17 protein-coding genes are annotated in these 15619 nt (G+C 56.5%); 12 read left to right on the top strand and 5 right to left on the bottom strand.

The features are described from left to right. Positions 1 to 3: 3 nt before the first annotated feature. Positions 4 to 777 carry a histidine ABC transporter ATP-binding protein HisP gene (gene hisP / locus AAIE02_RS11525; RefSeq protein ID WP_498532561.1) on the top strand — a complete coding sequence of 258 codons (774 nt, stop codon included), beginning with the start codon at positions 4 to 6 and terminating at the stop codon, positions 775 to 777. 128 nt (positions 778 to 905) lie between these two features. Here hisP and AAIE02_RS11520 read toward each other — a convergent pair whose 3' ends face one another. Continuing rightward, complete coding sequence (locus AAIE02_RS11520) at positions 906 to 1856, bottom strand: sugar-binding transcriptional regulator (protein ID WP_498532560.1); 951 nt, start codon at positions 1854 to 1856, stop codon at positions 906 to 908. A gap of 194 nt (positions 1857 to 2050) precedes the next feature. On the opposite strand from AAIE02_RS11520, the gene dalD reads away from it, so the two are divergent. The 3 genes from dalD to AAIE02_RS11505 all read left to right on the top strand — a co-directional run bounded on the left by dalD (position 2051) and on the right by AAIE02_RS11505 (position 6262). Further along, on the top strand, positions 2051 to 3445 hold the full coding sequence (dalD, locus tag AAIE02_RS11515; protein WP_498532559.1) for a D-arabinitol 4-dehydrogenase: 1395 nt from the start codon (positions 2051 to 2053) through the stop codon (positions 3443 to 3445). A gap of 9 nt (positions 3446 to 3454) precedes the next feature. Next, entirely contained in the window at positions 3455 to 4921 is a 1467-nt protein-coding gene (gene xylB / locus AAIE02_RS11510; protein ID WP_008459740.1) for a xylulokinase, read from the top strand. Positions 4922 to 4984: 63 nt separating this feature from the next. Beyond that, positions 4985 to 6262, top strand: a complete 1278-nt coding sequence (locus tag AAIE02_RS11505; protein WP_498532558.1) for an MFS transporter — start codon at positions 4985 to 4987, stop codon at positions 6260 to 6262. Between the two features lie 36 nt (positions 6263 to 6298). Here the strand turns inward: AAIE02_RS11505 and AAIE02_RS11500 are convergent, their stop codons facing one another. The 3 genes from AAIE02_RS11500 to yfcG form a co-directional block, all read right to left on the bottom strand. Then, positions 6299 to 7192, bottom strand: coding sequence for a TIGR01777 family oxidoreductase (locus tag AAIE02_RS11500; protein WP_336706907.1), 894 nt, complete (start codon positions 7190 to 7192; stop codon positions 6299 to 6301). Between the two features lie 23 nt (positions 7193 to 7215). Next, a complete protein-coding gene (gene folX, locus AAIE02_RS11495; RefSeq protein WP_192810979.1) occupies positions 7216 to 7575 on the bottom strand; it encodes a dihydroneopterin triphosphate 2'-epimerase in 360 nt (119 codons plus the stop codon). 77 nt (positions 7576 to 7652) lie between these two features. Continuing rightward, the gene (gene yfcG, locus AAIE02_RS11490) at positions 7653 to 8282 is read right to left on the bottom strand and encodes a GSH-dependent disulfide bond oxidoreductase (protein WP_498532557.1); all 630 of its coding nucleotides are present in this window, start codon (positions 8280 to 8282) and stop codon (positions 7653 to 7655) included. A 151-nt stretch (positions 8283 to 8433) separates the two neighbouring features. Here yfcG and yfcF point away from each other — a divergent pair, with 151 nt between their 5' ends. The 3 genes from yfcF to yfcD are packed head-to-tail and all read left to right on the top strand — an operon-like array spanning position 8434 to position 10288. Further along, a complete protein-coding gene (gene yfcF, locus AAIE02_RS11485) occupies positions 8434 to 9078 on the top strand; it encodes a glutathione transferase (protein WP_498532694.1) in 645 nt (214 codons plus the stop codon). A gap of 57 nt (positions 9079 to 9135) precedes the next feature. Then, positions 9136 to 9687 carry a phosphodiesterase gene (gene yfcE / locus AAIE02_RS11480; RefSeq protein ID WP_008459747.1) on the top strand — a complete coding sequence of 184 codons (552 nt, stop codon included), beginning with the start codon at positions 9136 to 9138 and terminating at the stop codon, positions 9685 to 9687. A gap of 58 nt (positions 9688 to 9745) precedes the next feature. After that, the gene (gene yfcD, locus AAIE02_RS11475) at positions 9746 to 10288 is read left to right on the top strand and encodes an NUDIX hydrolase YfcD (RefSeq protein WP_039305105.1); all 543 of its coding nucleotides are present in this window, start codon (positions 9746 to 9748) and stop codon (positions 10286 to 10288) included. 57 nt (positions 10289 to 10345) lie between these two features. On the opposite strand, the gene AAIE02_RS11470 is transcribed toward yfcD, so the two are convergent. After that, the gene (locus AAIE02_RS11470; protein ID WP_008459749.1) at positions 10346 to 11365 is read right to left on the bottom strand and encodes a LacI family DNA-binding transcriptional regulator; all 1020 of its coding nucleotides are present in this window, start codon (positions 11363 to 11365) and stop codon (positions 10346 to 10348) included. Between the two features lie 256 nt (positions 11366 to 11621). Between AAIE02_RS11470 and AAIE02_RS11465 the strand changes: the two genes are divergently transcribed. The 5 genes from AAIE02_RS11465 (at position 11622) to AAIE02_RS11445 (ending at position 15618) form a co-directional block, all read left to right on the top strand. After that, complete coding sequence (locus tag AAIE02_RS11465) at positions 11622 to 12065, top strand: PTS sugar transporter subunit IIA (RefSeq protein ID WP_166872180.1); 444 nt, start codon at positions 11622 to 11624, stop codon at positions 12063 to 12065. 85 nt (positions 12066 to 12150) lie between these two features. Next, entirely contained in the window at positions 12151 to 12423 is a 273-nt protein-coding gene (locus AAIE02_RS11460) for a PTS sugar transporter subunit IIB (protein ID WP_008459751.1), read from the top strand. 24 nt (positions 12424 to 12447) lie between these two features. After that, on the top strand, positions 12448 to 13839 hold the full coding sequence (locus tag AAIE02_RS11455) for a PTS ascorbate transporter subunit IIC (RefSeq protein WP_008459752.1): 1392 nt from the start codon (positions 12448 to 12450) through the stop codon (positions 13837 to 13839). After that, positions 13839 to 14672: a transketolase gene (locus AAIE02_RS11450; protein ID WP_336706914.1), complete on the top strand. Its 834-nt coding sequence runs from the start codon at positions 13839 to 13841 to the stop codon at positions 14670 to 14672. The genes AAIE02_RS11455 and AAIE02_RS11450 overlap by 1 nt, the downstream gene beginning before the upstream one ends. After that, a complete protein-coding gene (locus AAIE02_RS11445) occupies positions 14665 to 15618 on the top strand; it encodes a transketolase family protein (RefSeq protein ID WP_008459755.1) in 954 nt (317 codons plus the stop codon). Before AAIE02_RS11450 ends, AAIE02_RS11445 begins: the two co-directional genes overlap by 8 nt. Position 15619: the final 1 nt, after the last annotated feature.

Here is a 15619-nt window from a genome sequence, read left to right as displayed (position 1 = left end):
CTGATGGCTGAAATTAAATTAAACGTAACGGATCTGCACAAACGCTACGGCGAACATGAAGTGCTCAAAGGGGTGTCTCTGAAGGCTAACGCCGGGGACGTGATCAGCATCATCGGTTCGTCTGGCTCGGGCAAAAGTACCTTTTTGCGCTGCATTAATTTCCTTGAAAAACCAAGTGAAGGCACGATTGTGGTCAGCAACCAGAACATCAATCTGGTGCGGGATAAAGACGGTCAGCTCAAAGTCGCCGACAAAAACCAGCTGCGCCTGCTGCGCACTCGCCTGACGATGGTGTTCCAGCACTTCAACCTGTGGAGCCACATGACGGTGCTGGAAAACGTGATGGAAGCGCCTATTCAGGTGCTTGGGCTGAGCAAGCAGGAATCAAAAGAACGGGCGATTAAGTACCTGGCCAAAGTCGGCATCGACGAGCGTCAGTACTTTAAATACCCGGTGCATCTGTCCGGTGGCCAGCAGCAGCGCGTTTCCATTGCCCGTGCGCTGGCGATGGAGCCGGAAGTGCTGCTGTTTGACGAGCCTACTTCGGCGCTTGACCCGGAGCTGGTGGGCGAAGTCCTGCGCATTATGCAGAAGCTGGCGGAGGAGGGGAAAACCATGGTCGTGGTCACCCACGAGATGGACTTTGCCCGGCATGTTTCCAGCCACGTTATCTTCCTGCATCAAGGGCGCATTGAAGAAGAAGGCCCGCCAGCCGAGCTGTTTGGCAGCCCTAAGAGCGCTCGCCTGCAGCAGTTCCTTTCTGGTTCGTTGAAGTAATCCCTCACCCTAACCCTCTCCCAAAGGGAGAGGGGACTGATGGTTTTCTCCCTTCCGAATCGGAGTGGGCATTCATTGTTTTCCCCCTCTCCCTCTGGGAGAGGGCCGGGGTCAGGGTGAATAACGCCTCACCTCTCAGCCAACAACCTTACCGCCGTACTCTCATCCGTTACCAGGCCTGACATCCAGCGACCGGTCAATGCTGCTTTGATGGCGGCAAATTTTCGCGCTCCACCGGAAAAAGCGATGATCTTACGTGGGTTATCGCTTTGCAGCGGCACGCTGGTCAGCAGAGCATCCAGCTCGCTGTAAACGCGCTGGCCATCGTGGTCAAAGAAATGCCCCAGCATTTCACCGGCAACGCCCTGGCGGTGCAGCATGTTGACCTGCTCGTCGGTAATAAAACCCTCGGCGTTCAGCGGGCAGCCGATGTCCACCTCGCCAACACCGAGGAACGCGACATTGGCCGCCAGCGCCCGGTCTGTTACTCGCTGGTACACTTTATGCCGGCACCACATGTCTCTGTCTTCTTCGCTGTCGGCGTACAGAGGGGCGGGGATGAAATAATATTTGCCCTGCATTTTTTCCGCCATTTTTAGCGGCATGTCATAGCGCGTACCCGAGTCATCGCGCGCAATCGCCCCAATCATTGAGACGCAGTGGTGCTGCGGGCGTTCGATCCACGGCAGCACGTCGATGATTGAGCGCAGCGTTTTCCCGGAGCCGATGCCGAAAACCTGCGGCTGCTCGTCAGCGATAAACTGTGACATCACTTCGGCACCTTCCACCGCCAGCATCTGCTGGATAGCTTCGTCATCCAGCCCTTCCGAAGGCACCACGCGGCAGATTTCCAGGCCGAAACGCGCCTGGACTTGCTGCGCCAGCTTCAGGCAGCGGGCGACCGGATGGGCAATTTTCACCGTTACCATACCCTGCTCGCGTGCGGAAGAAACCAGCCGCTGAGCGACCTGACGGGAAATGCCCAGTTCGCGGGCAATATCCTGCTGCGTCATACCTGCCACGTAATACATCCAGGCAACGCGTGCGGCTTGCTCTTGTTTTTTCTCTTCTCTGCTCATGGCGACACCTTATGACTCTTTGAAACACATTCTACTCCGCGCGCGTTTCGTTGGTAATTGGGCAAAAGTCATTTTTATGGGCAAATGTTGTCTGTGTGAGTTTGATCTCAGAAAGACGGCACCTGCCGCAACTAGACTATAACAATCGGGCAAATGCCCATGAAAATGACAAATGCTTAATTCTGAGGTGAATCATGACGACGAAATCGGTATGGATGCATATTGGCGCAGGTTCTTTCCACCGTGCCCATCAGGCGTGGTATCTCAATCAGCTGCGCGAGCAGGGCGATGACGGCTGGAGTATTTCGCTGGGCAACATCCGCGATGATGCCGGCGAGTTGCTGAGTCAACTGGCGGCGCAGCACGGCGAATACGTGCTGGAAACTGTTACGCCGGAAGGTGTCCGAGCCTACGAAAAGATTGCCTCTATCCGAAAAGTGCTGCCGTGGGATAAAGAGATTACAGCCCTGGTTGAAGAGGGGGCCAGAGCGTCGACCCGCGTGATCGCCTTCACCGTCACCGAAGCCGGGTATTATCTCACGCCGCAGCACGAGCTGGACGTTCATCAGCCGGATGTCAAAGCCGATCTTGCCGGGGGCATGACCACGCTTTACGGCGCGCTCAGCCGCATTCTGCATCGGCGTATGAGCAACGGCGGTGAGCCGGTAACGCTGCTCAACTGCGATAACCTGCGCCACAACGGCGAACGCTTCCGCCACGGCTTTCTGTCGTTCCTGAAGGCGAAGGGTGACCACGCGCTGTTTGACTGGGTGAGCACCCACACCGTGTCGCCTAACACCATGGTTGACCGTATTACCCCTCGCCCTACGGCAGACATTGCTCCACGGGTGAAAGCGGCGACGGGGTTCGACGATAAGGTGCCGGTGATGGGGGAGTCTTTTATTCAGTGGGTTATCGAGGACGACTTTATCAACGGTCGCCCGCCGCTTGAGAACGTTGGCGTCGAAATGGTGAAATCAGTGCTGCCGTATGAAGAGGCAAAAATTCGCATTCTGAACGCCAGCCACAGCTGCATAGCCTGGGCGGGGACGCTGACCGGGCTGAACTACATTGATGAAAGTACCGTGCAGCAGCCGATTAGGCAGATGGCATGGGACTACGTCACGGAGGATGTTATTCCTTCACTGTCGCCAAGCCCGTTGGATCTGGCTGAGTATCGGGATGTGGTGCTGGCCCGCTTTAGTAATCCCTATATCAAAGACACCAACCAGCGCGTAGCGGCCGACGGCCTGTCCAAGATCCCTGGCTTTATTACCCCGACGCTGATGGAGTGCTATCAGCGAGGTGAGGAGCCTGCGGCCACGGCGGTTCTGCCCGCACTGTTCTTCCTCTTCCTGCAGCGCTGGGCGCAAGGTCAACTGCCTTATGAGTACCAGGATGGCGTCATGCAGGACGACGCGATTCGGGCCTTGTTCGCCGCTCCTGAGCCGCTCAAAGCCTTTGTCAGCGACGAAACTTTGTTTGCTGAACTCGCGCATTCCTCCGCTTTCCATGAGCTGATGGCGCGGACGGTCACTCGCCTTGAGGCGTGGATCAAGTCTCCTCAATCGCCTTTGGCAGCAGCTTAAGGAGGCGCTATGTATCTTGGTATCGATATCGGCACCTCTGAACTAAAGGCTTTGCTGATTGACGGGCAGGGTGAAATTTTAGGCTCTGCTCACGCGGCATTAACCGTTCAGCGCCCGCATCCGCACTGGGCGGAGCAGGATCCTGAGGCCTGGTGGCAGGCGACGCAGCAGGTGGTCTCTACGCTGCGCCAACAAATGCCTGATGCCTGGGCGAAAATTCGCGCTATTGGCTTGTCCGGGCAGATGCACGGCGCGGTGTTGCTGGACGACCAGGGAAAAGTGCTGCGTCCCTGCATTCTGTGGAACGACACGCGCAGCGCCGAACAATGCGCTCGGCTCACGGCAGAACACCCTGAATTTCTGACCATCAGCGGCAACCTGGTGATGCCCGGTTTTACCGCCCCGAAGCTACGCTGGGTGGCGGAGCACGAGCCGGAAATCTTTTCCCGCGTGGATAAGGTGCTGCTGCCGAAAGACTACCTGCGCTGGCGGCTGAGCGGCGCGTTCGTTTCTGACCCGTCGGACGCCGCCGGAACGCTGTGGCTGGACGTGGCAAAACGTGACTGGTCAGACAAACTGCTGGCGGCGACCGGACTAACCCGCAGCCAGATGCCGCGCCTGGTAGAGGGCAGCGAAGTCAGCGCCGTTTTACGTTCCGCCCTGGCGACCGAGTGGGGGCTTAGCTCCGGCGTTAATATCGCCGGCGGCGGTGGCGATAATGCTACCTCGGCAGTGGGCGTTGGCGCGGTGAACAGCGGCGATGCGTTTATTTCGCTCGGCACGTCTGGCGTTATCTTCGTGGTAAACGACGAGCTGCAAACCCGCCCTGAATCCGGCGTGCATGCTTTTTGCCATGCTCTACCTCAGCGCTGGCACCAGATGAGCGTAATGCTCAGCGCCGCCAGTTGCCTGCGCTGGGTGTGCAATCTGCTGTCGGTCACCGAAAGCCAGCTTATGGAGGAAATGGCAGATCTGAGCGACGAGCAGAAAAAGCATGCGCCAGTTTTCCTGCCTTATCTGTCTGGGGAGCGCACGCCGCATAACGATGCTCACGCCATGGGGAGTTTCTTCGCACTCAACCATGAAACCAGCCGTGCCTTACTGGGGTATTCGGTGATTGAGGGCGTGACTTTTGGCCTGGCGGACGGCATGGCGGTGCTGGAGACGTCCCGCAGCCAGATTACCCAATGCAGCCTGACCGGCGGAGGGGCGCGTAGCGCTATCTGGGCGCAGCTGATTGCCGACGTGCTGGATGTGCCGATTGTGACCCATCCGGCGAGCTCCTCCGGAGCGCTCGGTGCTGCTCGCCTTGGCTGGTTGGCCGACGGCGGCGTAGAAGAAGTTGTTTGCCGCAAGCCTCCTGTTCAACAGCGCTTCACGCCGCGTAAAAAACTGCAAAGTGTGCTGCAGCAGCGGTTGTCCGTGTTCCATCTGCTTTACCAACAACAAAAAGCCGCTCGTAAGCTGCTGCCCTGACGGCCCTTCCGGCGGCCTCTCTGCCGCCGGAAACCCCTGTACCCGTGAACGAGGAAGAGTGTGATGCAATCTAAACACTACTGGTTTGGTTTACCTAAACATCTGCTGTGGGGATTTGTCGCCATCGCTATTTTTATGAGCGGCGATGGTTTCGAGATGGCGTTTTTGTCTAAACACATTACCGACATGGGCTTTACGCCCGCGGAATCAGCGATGGTGTTTACTCTGTATGGCCTTGCGGCAGGTCTGGCGGCCTGGGCTTCCGGCGTAGTCGCTGAGCTTATCACCCCGCAAAAAGCAATGCTGATTGGTTTTGTGACCTGGGTCGTGATGCATGCATTGTTTATGACGCTTGGCCTCGGGATGCGTAACTACCCGCTGATGCTTCTGTTTTACGGCATTCGCGGCCTGGCTTATCCGCTGTTTATCTACTCCTTCATGCTGATGTTGGTGCAGGTGGTACCGCGTGAGAGGCTGGCGGCGGCAACGGGCTGGTTCTGGGCGATGTACTCTATCGGCATCGGCGTGGTAGGGAGCTATCTGCCCAGCCTGACTATCCCGGCATTTGGCGAAACGGGGACGCTGTGGATGGCCATTGCCTGGGTCACGGGCGGGGGGCTTATCGCCTACTTCAGCCTGCGTAATGTACCGGTTGACCGTTCGCGGGTTAATTTGCCGCTGAAAGAGAAAATGACGGAGATGTCGCGGGCCGTGACCATTCTGTTCAGCAACCCTGACGTGTTTTACGCCTGTCTTATCCGCATTATTAACACGCTGTCGCTGTTTGGCTTTGCGATAGTGATGCCGCTGTTGTTTGTTGACCGTCTCGGTTTTACGATTTCAGAATGGCTGCAAATCTGGGCGGTGTTCTTCTTCGTCACCATTTTCACCAATATCTTTTGGGGAATCATGGGGGAGTACATCGGCTGGATCCGCCAGGTTCGCTGGTTCGGCTGTTTAGGTATGGCGATCTCCAGCCTGACGTTTTATTACCTGCCGGTGTGGGTGGGGCATAACTTCTGGGTGGCGCTGATCCCGGCGGTCATGCTCGGCACTTTTGTCGCGGCGTTTGTGCCGATGACGGCGGTGTTTCCAACCCTGGAGCCGCATCATCGCGGGGCGGCCATTTCCATCTATAACCTGTCGGCGGGGATGAGCAACTTTGTGGCACCGGCTATTGCGTCACTGATCCTGCCGTTTTTCGACATTGTGGGCGTAGTTTGGGCGTACACCGGGCTGTATCTGTTCGCGGGCGTGCTGACGTTTATCATCAAAGTTCCGCAGCCGAAAAGGGTGAAGGATAAAGCTGACGCGGGGAAAATGAGCCCTGTAGAGCAGTAAAATGAAAAAGCCGGGGATAAACCCGGCTTTTTGCCGTTAGCGAATCACATCCGCCAGAGCTTCATCTAAATCAAACCAGCGGAAGCCAAAGCCGGATTCCTCAAGGCGTTTAGGCAGCGCCCGCTGCCCGCCGAGCACTAACACCGAAGATTCCCCCATCAGAAGACGAATGGCCGTGGCCGGGGCGCGAAGTATCGCCGGGCGCTTGAGGGCATGGCCGAGAGCATGGGAAAACTGTTCGTTACGAACCGGGTAAGGGGAAACCAGATTAAACGGCCCGCGCAGGTCGTTATCCAGCAGCCAGAGAATGCCGTTTACCATATCGTCGACGTGGATCCACGCCAGATACTGCCTGCCATTGCCGATGGGGCCGCCGAGCCCCAGCCGGAACAGCGGCAGCATTTTGGCCAGAATTCCGCCTTTGGGGGCTAAAACAACGCCGGTACGTAACAGGCAAACTCGCGTCTTTTCACTTTGCGCACCACAGGCGATTTGCTCCCAGCGGGCGCAAAGCTTGTGGGTAAATTCGTTGTGGGGAGGTTCGTCTTCGGTAACGACCACTTCGCCAAGGTCGCCGTAATAGCCGGTGGCTGACCCGGAAATGAAGACTTTGGGCGGCTGCTGGCTGGCTTTAAACAGCTCGACCAGCCGCTCGGTGATTTGCCAGCGGCTCTGGCACAGGCGCTGCTTTTGCTCCTCGCTCCAGCGCTTATCGGCGATCGGCTCCCCGGCCAGGTTGATGACCGCGTCAAAGGCGTCGAGATTCTGTAAGCCGTCGAGCCCTTTGAGCAGTACGACGCGATTATTCAGCCGCTTGCGGGCCTTTTCCGGCGCACGCGTGACGACCGAAACAGTATGGCCCAGCTCGAGCAGGCGAGCTGTCAGGTGGCGGCCAATCAGCCCGCTGCCGCCGGTAATCAGGATCTCCATACTTTCCTCCCACCTGGACGCGCTTATCGCCGCCAGCTCAGGGTCATGGATACCGAGTCGGCGTAGCGGAGCGCGTGAAGTTTATCGATCTCTACTTCAGCATATGTCACCCACGGGTGGGCGCATGCGATGTTCAGCACATCCTGAGTTAATTTTTCCAGCAGGGAGAAGCGGTTATTCTCAACCAGCTGGATGATGTCTTTGGTCACGGTGCGGTAGTTCAGCGCATCGTTGATGTCTTCACTCTCCCTGGCTTTGCCCGCTGGGTAGTGGAGAGCGACGTTAATCACGACATCCTGCCGGTTGGCGATCTCTTCTTCTTTGATACCAATAAAAGTCCGCAGGCGCAGGTTTTTAATGCGAATAATGGCGTCTGGTTGCATGGATGACATTGCAGGTTCCTTATTAGTCTTTTCCCGCCACAGGATACACCAGCGCGGGAAAAAACCTGAACCGGGGATTATCCCTTATCTGCCCGCTGATAAGCCTTCACGGTGGCAGGCCGGGTGCGGATCCGCTCAAACCAGTTCCTTACCGCCGGGAAATTGGCGAGGTCAACGCGCTGGCGCTCATGGGACACCACCCAGGGATAAGTCGCGATGTCCGCAATGCTGTAATCGTGGCCGCCAAGCCACGGGGCTTTCTCCAGCTGTTTATTGAGTACGCCGTAAAGACGCTGGGTTTCAACCTGGTAGCGCTCGATAGCATAAGGGACGGGCTGCGGAGCAAAGTGGTTGAAATGGTGATTCTGGCCCAGCATCGGGCCGAAGCCGCCGACCTGCCAGAAAAGCCACTGCAGCGTGGCATGGCGGGCGCGCAGTTCTTTGCTGAGGAGTAACCCGGTTTTATCCGCCAGATAAAGCAAAATTTCGCCGGACTCAAAGAGACTTAAAGGCTCGCCGCCGTCGGCCGGTTTGTTATCCACGATGGCAGGAATTTTGTTATTCGGCGAGATAGCCAAAAAATCCGGGCGAAACTGTTCGCCTTTGCCGATATCGACCCGGTGGATTTTGTACTCCAGGCCGGCCTCTTCCATAAACAGGGTAATTTTATGGCCGTTTGGGGTAGGCGCATAATAAAGTTCGATCATGGTCACTCCAGGGGTTAGTCCATTTTGGCAAATGTTTCGAGTATAGAAGTTATTGCTATTTCTGCACCGCAATGGTGCGTTTTAAGCGGATGACAAAACGCTTTTTTCGCTCTATGTTCAATAACCTGTCGCGCGAATAAGTGAGGATATGATGAGCCAGCCTGCCATTACGTTGTGGACCGATAGCCAGTGTTTCAGCCCCTATGTGCTTTCCGTTTTTGTTGCGCTGAAAGAGAAAGGACTCGCCTTTGCGCTGCAAACCATCGACCTCGCCAGTGGCCAGAATTTAAAGCCTGGCTGGAAGGGGTTTGATCTGACTCGCCGCGTCCCGGTGCTGGCGGTTGGCGATTTTGTGCTCAGCGAATCCTCCGCCATTGATGAATATCTGGAAGAGCGTTTTGCGCCGCCGACGTGGGAACGCATTTATCCTCATGACATTGAAAAACGCGCCCGGGCGCGGCAGGTGCAGGCGTGGCTTCGCAGCGACTTAATGCCCATTCGGGAAGAGCGCTCCACGGCCGTGGTCTTTGCCGGCGAGAAGAAACCGGCGCTAAGCCCGGCGGGCCAACGGGCTGCAGAGAAGTTAATCGCTACCGCAGAGCATTTGCTCCCGCAAGGGCAGCCAAATTTGTTTGGTGAATGGTCTATCGCCGACACCGACCTGGCGCTGATGCTCAACCGTCTTATCCTGAACGGGGATGAAGTGCCTGAGCGGCTGAAAGAGTATGCGAGCTTTCAGTGGCAGCGCGCGTCGGTGCAGCTTTGGCTGGCACAGTCGGCCAAAAACGCAGGCTGATAGCGGGCGGGGAATTCGTTATGATTGGCGGATTGTCATTACTGGAGCCAGGGATAAATGAAACTGATGTTTGCTTCGGACCTTCACGGTTCGCTACCCGCTACGGAAAAAGTCCTCGAACGTTTTGCACACAGCGGCGCGAAATGGCTGGTTATTCTGGGCGACTTACTGAATCACGGTCCTCGGAACGCGTTGCCCGAAGGCTATAATCCTCCAGCGGTGGCGCAGTGCCTGAATAGCGTTGCCGATAAGATTATCGCGGTGCGCGGAAACTGCGACAGCGAAGTGGACCAGATGCTGCTCCAGTTTCCGATTACCGCGCCCTGGCAGCAGGTTTTGCTGGCGGAGCAGCGGCTTTTTCTGACCCACGGGCATCTTTATCATCCTGGGCATTTGCCGCCGCTGTCCGCTGGCGATGTTCTGATTTTCGGCCATACGCATCTTCCGGTTGCAGAAAAGCACGAACAGATCTATTTGTTTAATCCGGGCTCTGTCAGCATACCGAAGGGCGGTTTTGAGGCCAGTTACGGGATGCTGGATGATGGTGTTCTGACCGTTCGCACGCTGGAGAGTGATGGGGTTATTGCACAGGTGCGTATTACCCCGTAACGTTGACAGGTTAATCCAATAACGCGCCGTAAGAGCGCCCCTGAATAAGGTTTCCCTGATGGTGGAACAGAGTCATTTTGTCGGCACGGAATGGGTAGATATTGTTAATGAGGACAATGAGGTCATCGCGCAGGCAAGCCGCGAGCAAATGCGTGCGCAGCGGCTGCGTCATCGCGCGACCTATATTGTTGTTCACGATGGCATGGGCAAAATTCTGGTGCAGCGTCGCACCGAAATTAAAGACTTCATGCCGGGCATGCTGGATGCTACCGCAGGCGGCGTAGTACAGGCGGATGAACAAATGCTCGAGTCAGCTCGCCGCGAGGCGGAAGAAGAGCTGGGTATTGCCGGCGTGCCGTTCGCGGAACACGGGCAGTTCTACTTCGAAGACGATAGCTGCCGCGTTTGGGGCGGGCTTTTTAGCTGCGTGTCCCACGGGCCTTTCGCGCTGCAGGAAGAAGAAGTCAGCGAAGTGAGCTGGATGTCCCCGGAAGAGATCACCGCGCGCTGTGACGAATTTACCCCTGATTCGCTGAAGGCGCTGGCGCTGTGGATGACCCGCAACGCCAAAAACGAGTCACAAAGCGAAGAAAGCGAGTAATTGTTGGCCCTCACCCCGATCCTTTTCCAGCAAGAAGGGGACCTGGGTGAGGGAAAATCAGCAGCTCTCCCGCATACACAGCGATGACGCGATAGTCGGGCTTCTGTCCCATTCTTCTTCGTTAATTCTTGCCAACAGCGCTCGCCCGGCTTCAATCCCAATCTTACGATGCGGTACCGCAATGGTGGTCAGCGCTGGCTGGCACACGCGGCTCACGTCGCTGTCGCCAAACCCGACGATGGCTAAGTCGTCAGGCACTTTGATGCGCCTGCGCTGGCATTCGTACAGCGCGCCGCAGGCCAGCTCATCCGACACGCAAACCAGCGCATCCAGCTCCGGCCAGGCCAGCAAAAACTCGGGTAGCTGTGCGGCCCCGGTGGAGAAATTCGGCGGCGCGGCAGCGTTGATCACCCTGTTGGGCGACATATGGTGGCGCAGCATCGCTTTGTACCAGCCTTGAAGGTGCTGCTGGAAAATCCACTGTTCCTGGTTCGCGCACAGTAGCCCGATATTCTGATAGCCTCGGTGGATGAGCATTTCCGTCAGTTCAAACATGGCGGCGACGTTATCAATGCCGATGTTCATGTCCAGCGGATCGGCGCGGGTGGCACCGATTTCGAGCACAGGAATGCTGGCGTGTTTCAGCCAGCCTCGCACCGTGTCGCTGTGTTCCACGCTCAGTAGGATCGCCGCGGCGATATTGGACGCCAGTAGGGTTTCCAGCAGCTTCTCTTCCTGCTCCAGCCGGTGCTGGGATTCTGCCAGGACTATCTGATACCCCGCAGGCTGCAGCACCTGCTGCAGGCCGGCAAACATTTCACTGCAGCCGGATTCTGCCAGGCTTGGGACCACCATTGCAATGGTGTACGAGGAGGCGGAGGCCAGCGCGCTTGCCGCAAGGTTGGGCATATAACCCAGCTCGGAAACCGCCGCTTCGATTTTTTCGCGTAATTTGTCGGAAACCTGCTCCGGGGTTCTTAGCGCTCGCGAAACGGTCATAGTACCGACTCCGGCGAGCTGAGCCACATCTGCAAGCGTCACCTTACCGGTACTTCGCCGCTTTCGGGTTATGGACATTGTGATTCCTGATTCTCGACCTGAAAAACGCCAGGCTGACGTTGGCCCCTGAAAACGAAGGGGAAATATCGCTCAAGTATACGCCTGAAATCGTGCGCCTAAATGCGATTTAACACAATGATTGCAATCTGATAGCGCTATCACAAAATTGAGTGATAGTTATTGGTAGCGCTATCTTTGTGATATCAATCACAGTTAAACCCAGGGCCGTTGAATAAAGTTTGCCCATCATCAATGTCGATTTCGAGAGGTTATCGTGCTTAACCAATGGCTGCATCCGCAGACTATTCAGCTTCAGGGCGAGGTCGCAAACTGGCAGCAGGCGCTGGAGATTAGCGCCCGGCCGCTGCTGGACGCGGGGATTATTGCGCCCCATTACCTGACGGCCATTATGCAGCAGCACCAAAAGCTTGGGCCGTACTATGTGCTGGCACCGGGCCTGGCGATGCCGCATGCGCGTCCGGAAGAGGGCGCGACCGGGCTTGGCCTGTCGCTGCTGAAGCTGAAGCGGGGCGTGAGCTTTCATTCTGAGGGGAACGACCCGGTGGACGTCATTATTATGCTGGCGGCCCCGGACAGCCATAGCCATATTGAAATGATTTCTGCGCTCGCTGAGCTATTTTCCAGCGACGAGGACATGGCGTTACTGCATCAGGCCAATAACCTGGAGGAAATACAAAAAATCATTAATCGATTCTAATTTTTTAATTTAACACCATAGGTTTTTACGTTGCATTGAAAAATGCGATGCGCTCTTACTCTACTAAAAATATAAGGTACACAAAATGAAGATAATGGCAATCTGCGGTTCCGGCCTCGGCAGTAGTTTTATGGTTGAAATGAATATTAAAAAGGTGCTTAAAAAACTCAATATTGAGGCAGAGGTTGAACACTCGGATTTATCTTCCGCCACGCCGGACGCGGCGGATGTGTTTGTGATGGCGAAAGATATTGCCGCCAGCGCGCGCCTGCCGGATAGCCAACTGGTGGTGATCAACAACATCATCGATATCAATGAGCTGGAAAATAAGCTGAGCGCTTATTTCGCCGGTCGTTAATCATAATAATAAGCGGAGGCGGATATGTTTATCCTTGGCACGCTGAATTTTATTGTTGATATTCTGAAGGTCCCGGCCATTCTCGTCGGGCTGATAGCCTTAATTGGTCTGGTAGCGCAAAAGAAGTCATTTTCTGATGTGGTGAAAGGCTCAATTAAAACCGTATTAGGTTTTATTGTTTTGGGCGGCGGTGCCACCGTATTAGTGGGGTCTTTGAATCCACTGGGCGGTATGTTTGAGCACGCCTTTAATATCCAGGGTATTATTCCGAATAATGAAGCGATTGTTTCTATCGCACTGGAGAAATACGGGGCATCCACGGCGCTGATCATGGCCTTCGGGATGGTGGCGAACATCATTGTGGCTCGCTTTACCCGCCTGAAGTACATCTTCCTGACCGGGCACCACACATTCTACATGGCGTGCATGATAAGCGTCATCCTGACCGTGGCGGGCTTTGAAGGCGTGGCGCTGGTGTTCACCGGGTCGCTGATCCTCGGGCTGATAATGGCGTTCTTCCCGGCCATTGCGCAGCGCTATATGCGCCGCATCACCGGCACCGATGATATCGGCTTTGGCCACTTCGGTACGCTGGGTTACGTCCTGTCCGGCTGGATCGGCAGCAAGTGCGGGAAAGGTTCGCGCTCAACGGAAGAGATGAACCTGCCGAAGAACCTCAGCTTCCTGCGTGACAGTTCAATCTCCATCTCCCTGACCATGATTGTCATCTACATGATCCTCGCGATTTGTGCAGGCCAGGCTTATGTAGAAGAGAAACTCAGCGGCGGCCAGAACTTCCTGGTTTACTCCATTATTCAGGCGATTACCTTTGCGGCCGGGGTGTTCATCATCCTGCAGGGCGTGCGCTTGATTCTGGCGGAAATCGTCCCGGCGTTTACCGGTTTCTCTGAGAAGCTGGTACCTAATGCACGTCCGGCGCTGGACTGCCCGGTGGTTTACCCTTATGCGCCGAATGCCGTGCTGGTGGGCTTTCTGTTCAGCTTCCTCGGCGGTCTGGTGGGCTTGTTCCTTTTAGGGCAGATGAAGCTGGTGCTGATTTTGCCGGGCGTGGTGCCTCACTTCTTTACCGGGGCGACAGCGGGCGTGTTTGGTAACGCTACTGGCGGCCGTCGCGGCGCGATGGTGGGGGCTTTTGCCAACGGGCTGCTGATCACCTTCCTGCCGGTCTTGCTGCTGCCTGTTCTGGGCGCGCTGGGCTTCGCCAACACAACCTTCTCCGACGCCGATTTTGGCGTGGTGGGGATTATCCTCGGCAACCTTGCACGCTTCCTGTCACCTGCGGCGATTACCGCAGTAGTGGTCGCCGTGTTTGCGGTACTGGTCGGGTTCAACTATCTGGGCAAAGGAAAAGGCACTCCTGCCGTACATACTGAAGACAAGACGGGGGCTAAATAATGAATGAACTGGCTGACGTCACGCGGTTTGCGCGCGACATCCGGGTAGAGACGCTGAAAGCGCTCACCCAACTGGGGTTTGGCCATTACGGCGGCAGCATGTCGGTGGTCGAGACGCTGGCGGTGCTGTACGGCGACGTGATGAATATCGATCCGGGCGACCCTGACTGGGCTGAACGCGACTACTTTGTGCTGTCGAAGGGGCATGCTGGCCCGGCGCTGTACAGCACGCTGGCGCTGAAAGGGTATTTTCCTGCGGAGCAGTTGGCCACGCTAAACCAGAACGGTACCAGCCTGCCCAGCCACCCCGATCGCCTGAAAACGCGCGGTGTGGATGCGACCACAGGTTCGTTAGGGCAAGGGATTTCGATTGCTGCCGGCATGGCGCTGTCCCACAAACTGGCGCAGCGTCGCAACCGGGTCTTCAGCATTGTCGGCGACGGCGAGTTGAACGAGGGGCAGTGCTGGGAGGCTTTCCAGTTTATTGCTCATCACCGTCTTAACAATCTGACGGTGTTTGTGGACTGGAACAAACAGCAGCTGGACGGCGAGCTGGACGAAATCATCTGTGCTTTCGATCTGGCAGAGAAGTTTAGCGCCTTCGGGTTTGACGTGGTGCAGGTGAAAGGCGATGACATTCCCGGTTTGCTGGCGGCGGTGAAACCCGTTCGCAGCGGCGAACAGCGCCCTTTGCTGGTGATCCTCGACAGCATTAAAGGGCAGGGGGTGCCGTACCTTGAGCAACTGGGGAACTCCCACCATCTCCGCCTGACGGAGCAGTCAAAACAGGCGCTGGAGCAGGCCATCGCGCAACTGGAGGCGGCACATGATTAAGGTAAGTCAGAGCGGCGGCCAGGACGCCGTTGAGATGCGTAAAGTCTACGCCGGGTTTGTTCAGCAGCAGATTGGCGAAGGCAGCGGGATCATTGCGCTGGAAGCTGACCTGATGAGTTCGATGGCGATGGATGGCGTGCAGCGAGATAACCCGCAGCATGTGATTAACTGCGGCATCATGGAAGCCAACGTGATTGGCGTGGCGGCCGGGCTGTCGCTGACCGGCCGCAAACCGTTCGTCCACACCTTTACCGCCTTCGCCAGCCGCCGCTGCTTTGACCAGCTGTTTATGTCGCTGGATTACCAGCGGAATAACGTCAAGGTGATTGCTTCCGACGCCGGGGTGACGGCCTGCCATAACGGTGGAACCCATATGTCGTTTGAAGATATGGGCATTGTTCGCGGGCTGGCGCATTCTGTTGTGCTGGAAGTGACTGATGCGGTGATGTTTAAAGACATTCTGCGTCAGTTAATCGAGCTGGAAGGCTTCTACTGGGTGCGGACTATTCGCAAGCAGGCGGCGACGGTTTATGAGGCAGGTTCAACCTTCACCATCGGCAAAGGTAATGTGCTGCGTGAGGGAACGGATATCACGCTAATCGCCAACGGAATTATGGTTGCGGAAGCGCTGAAAGCGGCTCAGCAGCTGGAGCAGGAAGGGGTTAGCGCGGCGGTCATCGACATGTTTACCCTCAAGCCTATCGACCGCATGCTGGTGAAGAACTACGCCGAAAAAACCGGCCGAATTGTGACCTGTGAAAACCACAGTATTCACAACGGGCTGGGCTCAGCGGTGGCGGAAGTGCTGGTGGAAACCTGCCCGGTGCCGATGCGCAGAGTGGGCGTGAAGGAGCGTTACGGCCAGGTCGGGACTCAGGACTTCCTGCAGCAGGAGTATGGCCTGACGGCGGCAGATATCGTGCAGGCGGCGAAAGAGCTGCTGTAGC

The sequence above is a fragment of the Cedecea sp. Ae19-4 genome, from assembly GCF_059801165.1.
Note: the sequence above shows the minus strand (reverse complement) of the source record. Positions and strands in the feature narration are given on the sequence as shown.

Coding starts and splice junctions, on each gene's coding strand:
- yfcF (WP_498532694.1), top strand. CDS start 8,434: ATGAGCCAGCCTGCCATTACGTTGTGGACCGATAGCCAGTGTTTCAGC.
- AAIE02_RS11455 (WP_008459752.1), top strand. CDS start 12,448: ATGTTTATCCTTGGCACGCTGAATTTTATTGTTGATATTCTGAAGGTC.
- AAIE02_RS11460 (WP_008459751.1), top strand. CDS start 12,151: ATGAAGATAATGGCAATCTGCGGTTCCGGCCTCGGCAGTAGTTTTATG.
- yfcD (WP_039305105.1), top strand. CDS start 9,746: ATGGTGGAACAGAGTCATTTTGTCGGCACGGAATGGGTAGATATTGTT.
- hisP (WP_498532561.1), top strand. CDS start 4: ATGGCTGAAATTAAATTAAACGTAACGGATCTGCACAAACGCTACGGC.
- xylB (WP_008459740.1), top strand. CDS start 3,455: ATGTATCTTGGTATCGATATCGGCACCTCTGAACTAAAGGCTTTGCTG.
- AAIE02_RS11520 (WP_498532560.1), bottom strand. CDS start 1,856: ATGAGCAGAGAAGAGAAAAAACAAGAGCAAGCCGCACGCGTTGCCTGG.
- yfcG (WP_498532557.1), bottom strand. CDS start 8,282: ATGATCGAACTTTATTATGCGCCTACCCCAAACGGCCATAAAATTACC.
- AAIE02_RS11445 (WP_008459755.1), top strand. CDS start 14,665: ATGATTAAGGTAAGTCAGAGCGGCGGCCAGGACGCCGTTGAGATGCGT.
- dalD (WP_498532559.1), top strand. CDS start 2,051: ATGACGACGAAATCGGTATGGATGCATATTGGCGCAGGTTCTTTCCAC.
- AAIE02_RS11450 (WP_336706914.1), top strand. CDS start 13,839: ATGAATGAACTGGCTGACGTCACGCGGTTTGCGCGCGACATCCGGGTA.
- folX (WP_192810979.1), bottom strand. CDS start 7,575: ATGCAACCAGACGCCATTATTCGCATTAAAAACCTGCGCCTGCGGACT.
- AAIE02_RS11470 (WP_008459749.1), bottom strand. CDS start 11,365: ATGTCCATAACCCGAAAGCGGCGAAGTACCGGTAAGGTGACGCTTGCA.
- AAIE02_RS11500 (WP_336706907.1), bottom strand. CDS start 7,192: ATGGAGATCCTGATTACCGGCGGCAGCGGGCTGATTGGCCGCCACCTG.
- AAIE02_RS11505 (WP_498532558.1), top strand. CDS start 4,985: ATGCAATCTAAACACTACTGGTTTGGTTTACCTAAACATCTGCTGTGG.
- yfcE (WP_008459747.1), top strand. CDS start 9,136: ATGAAACTGATGTTTGCTTCGGACCTTCACGGTTCGCTACCCGCTACG.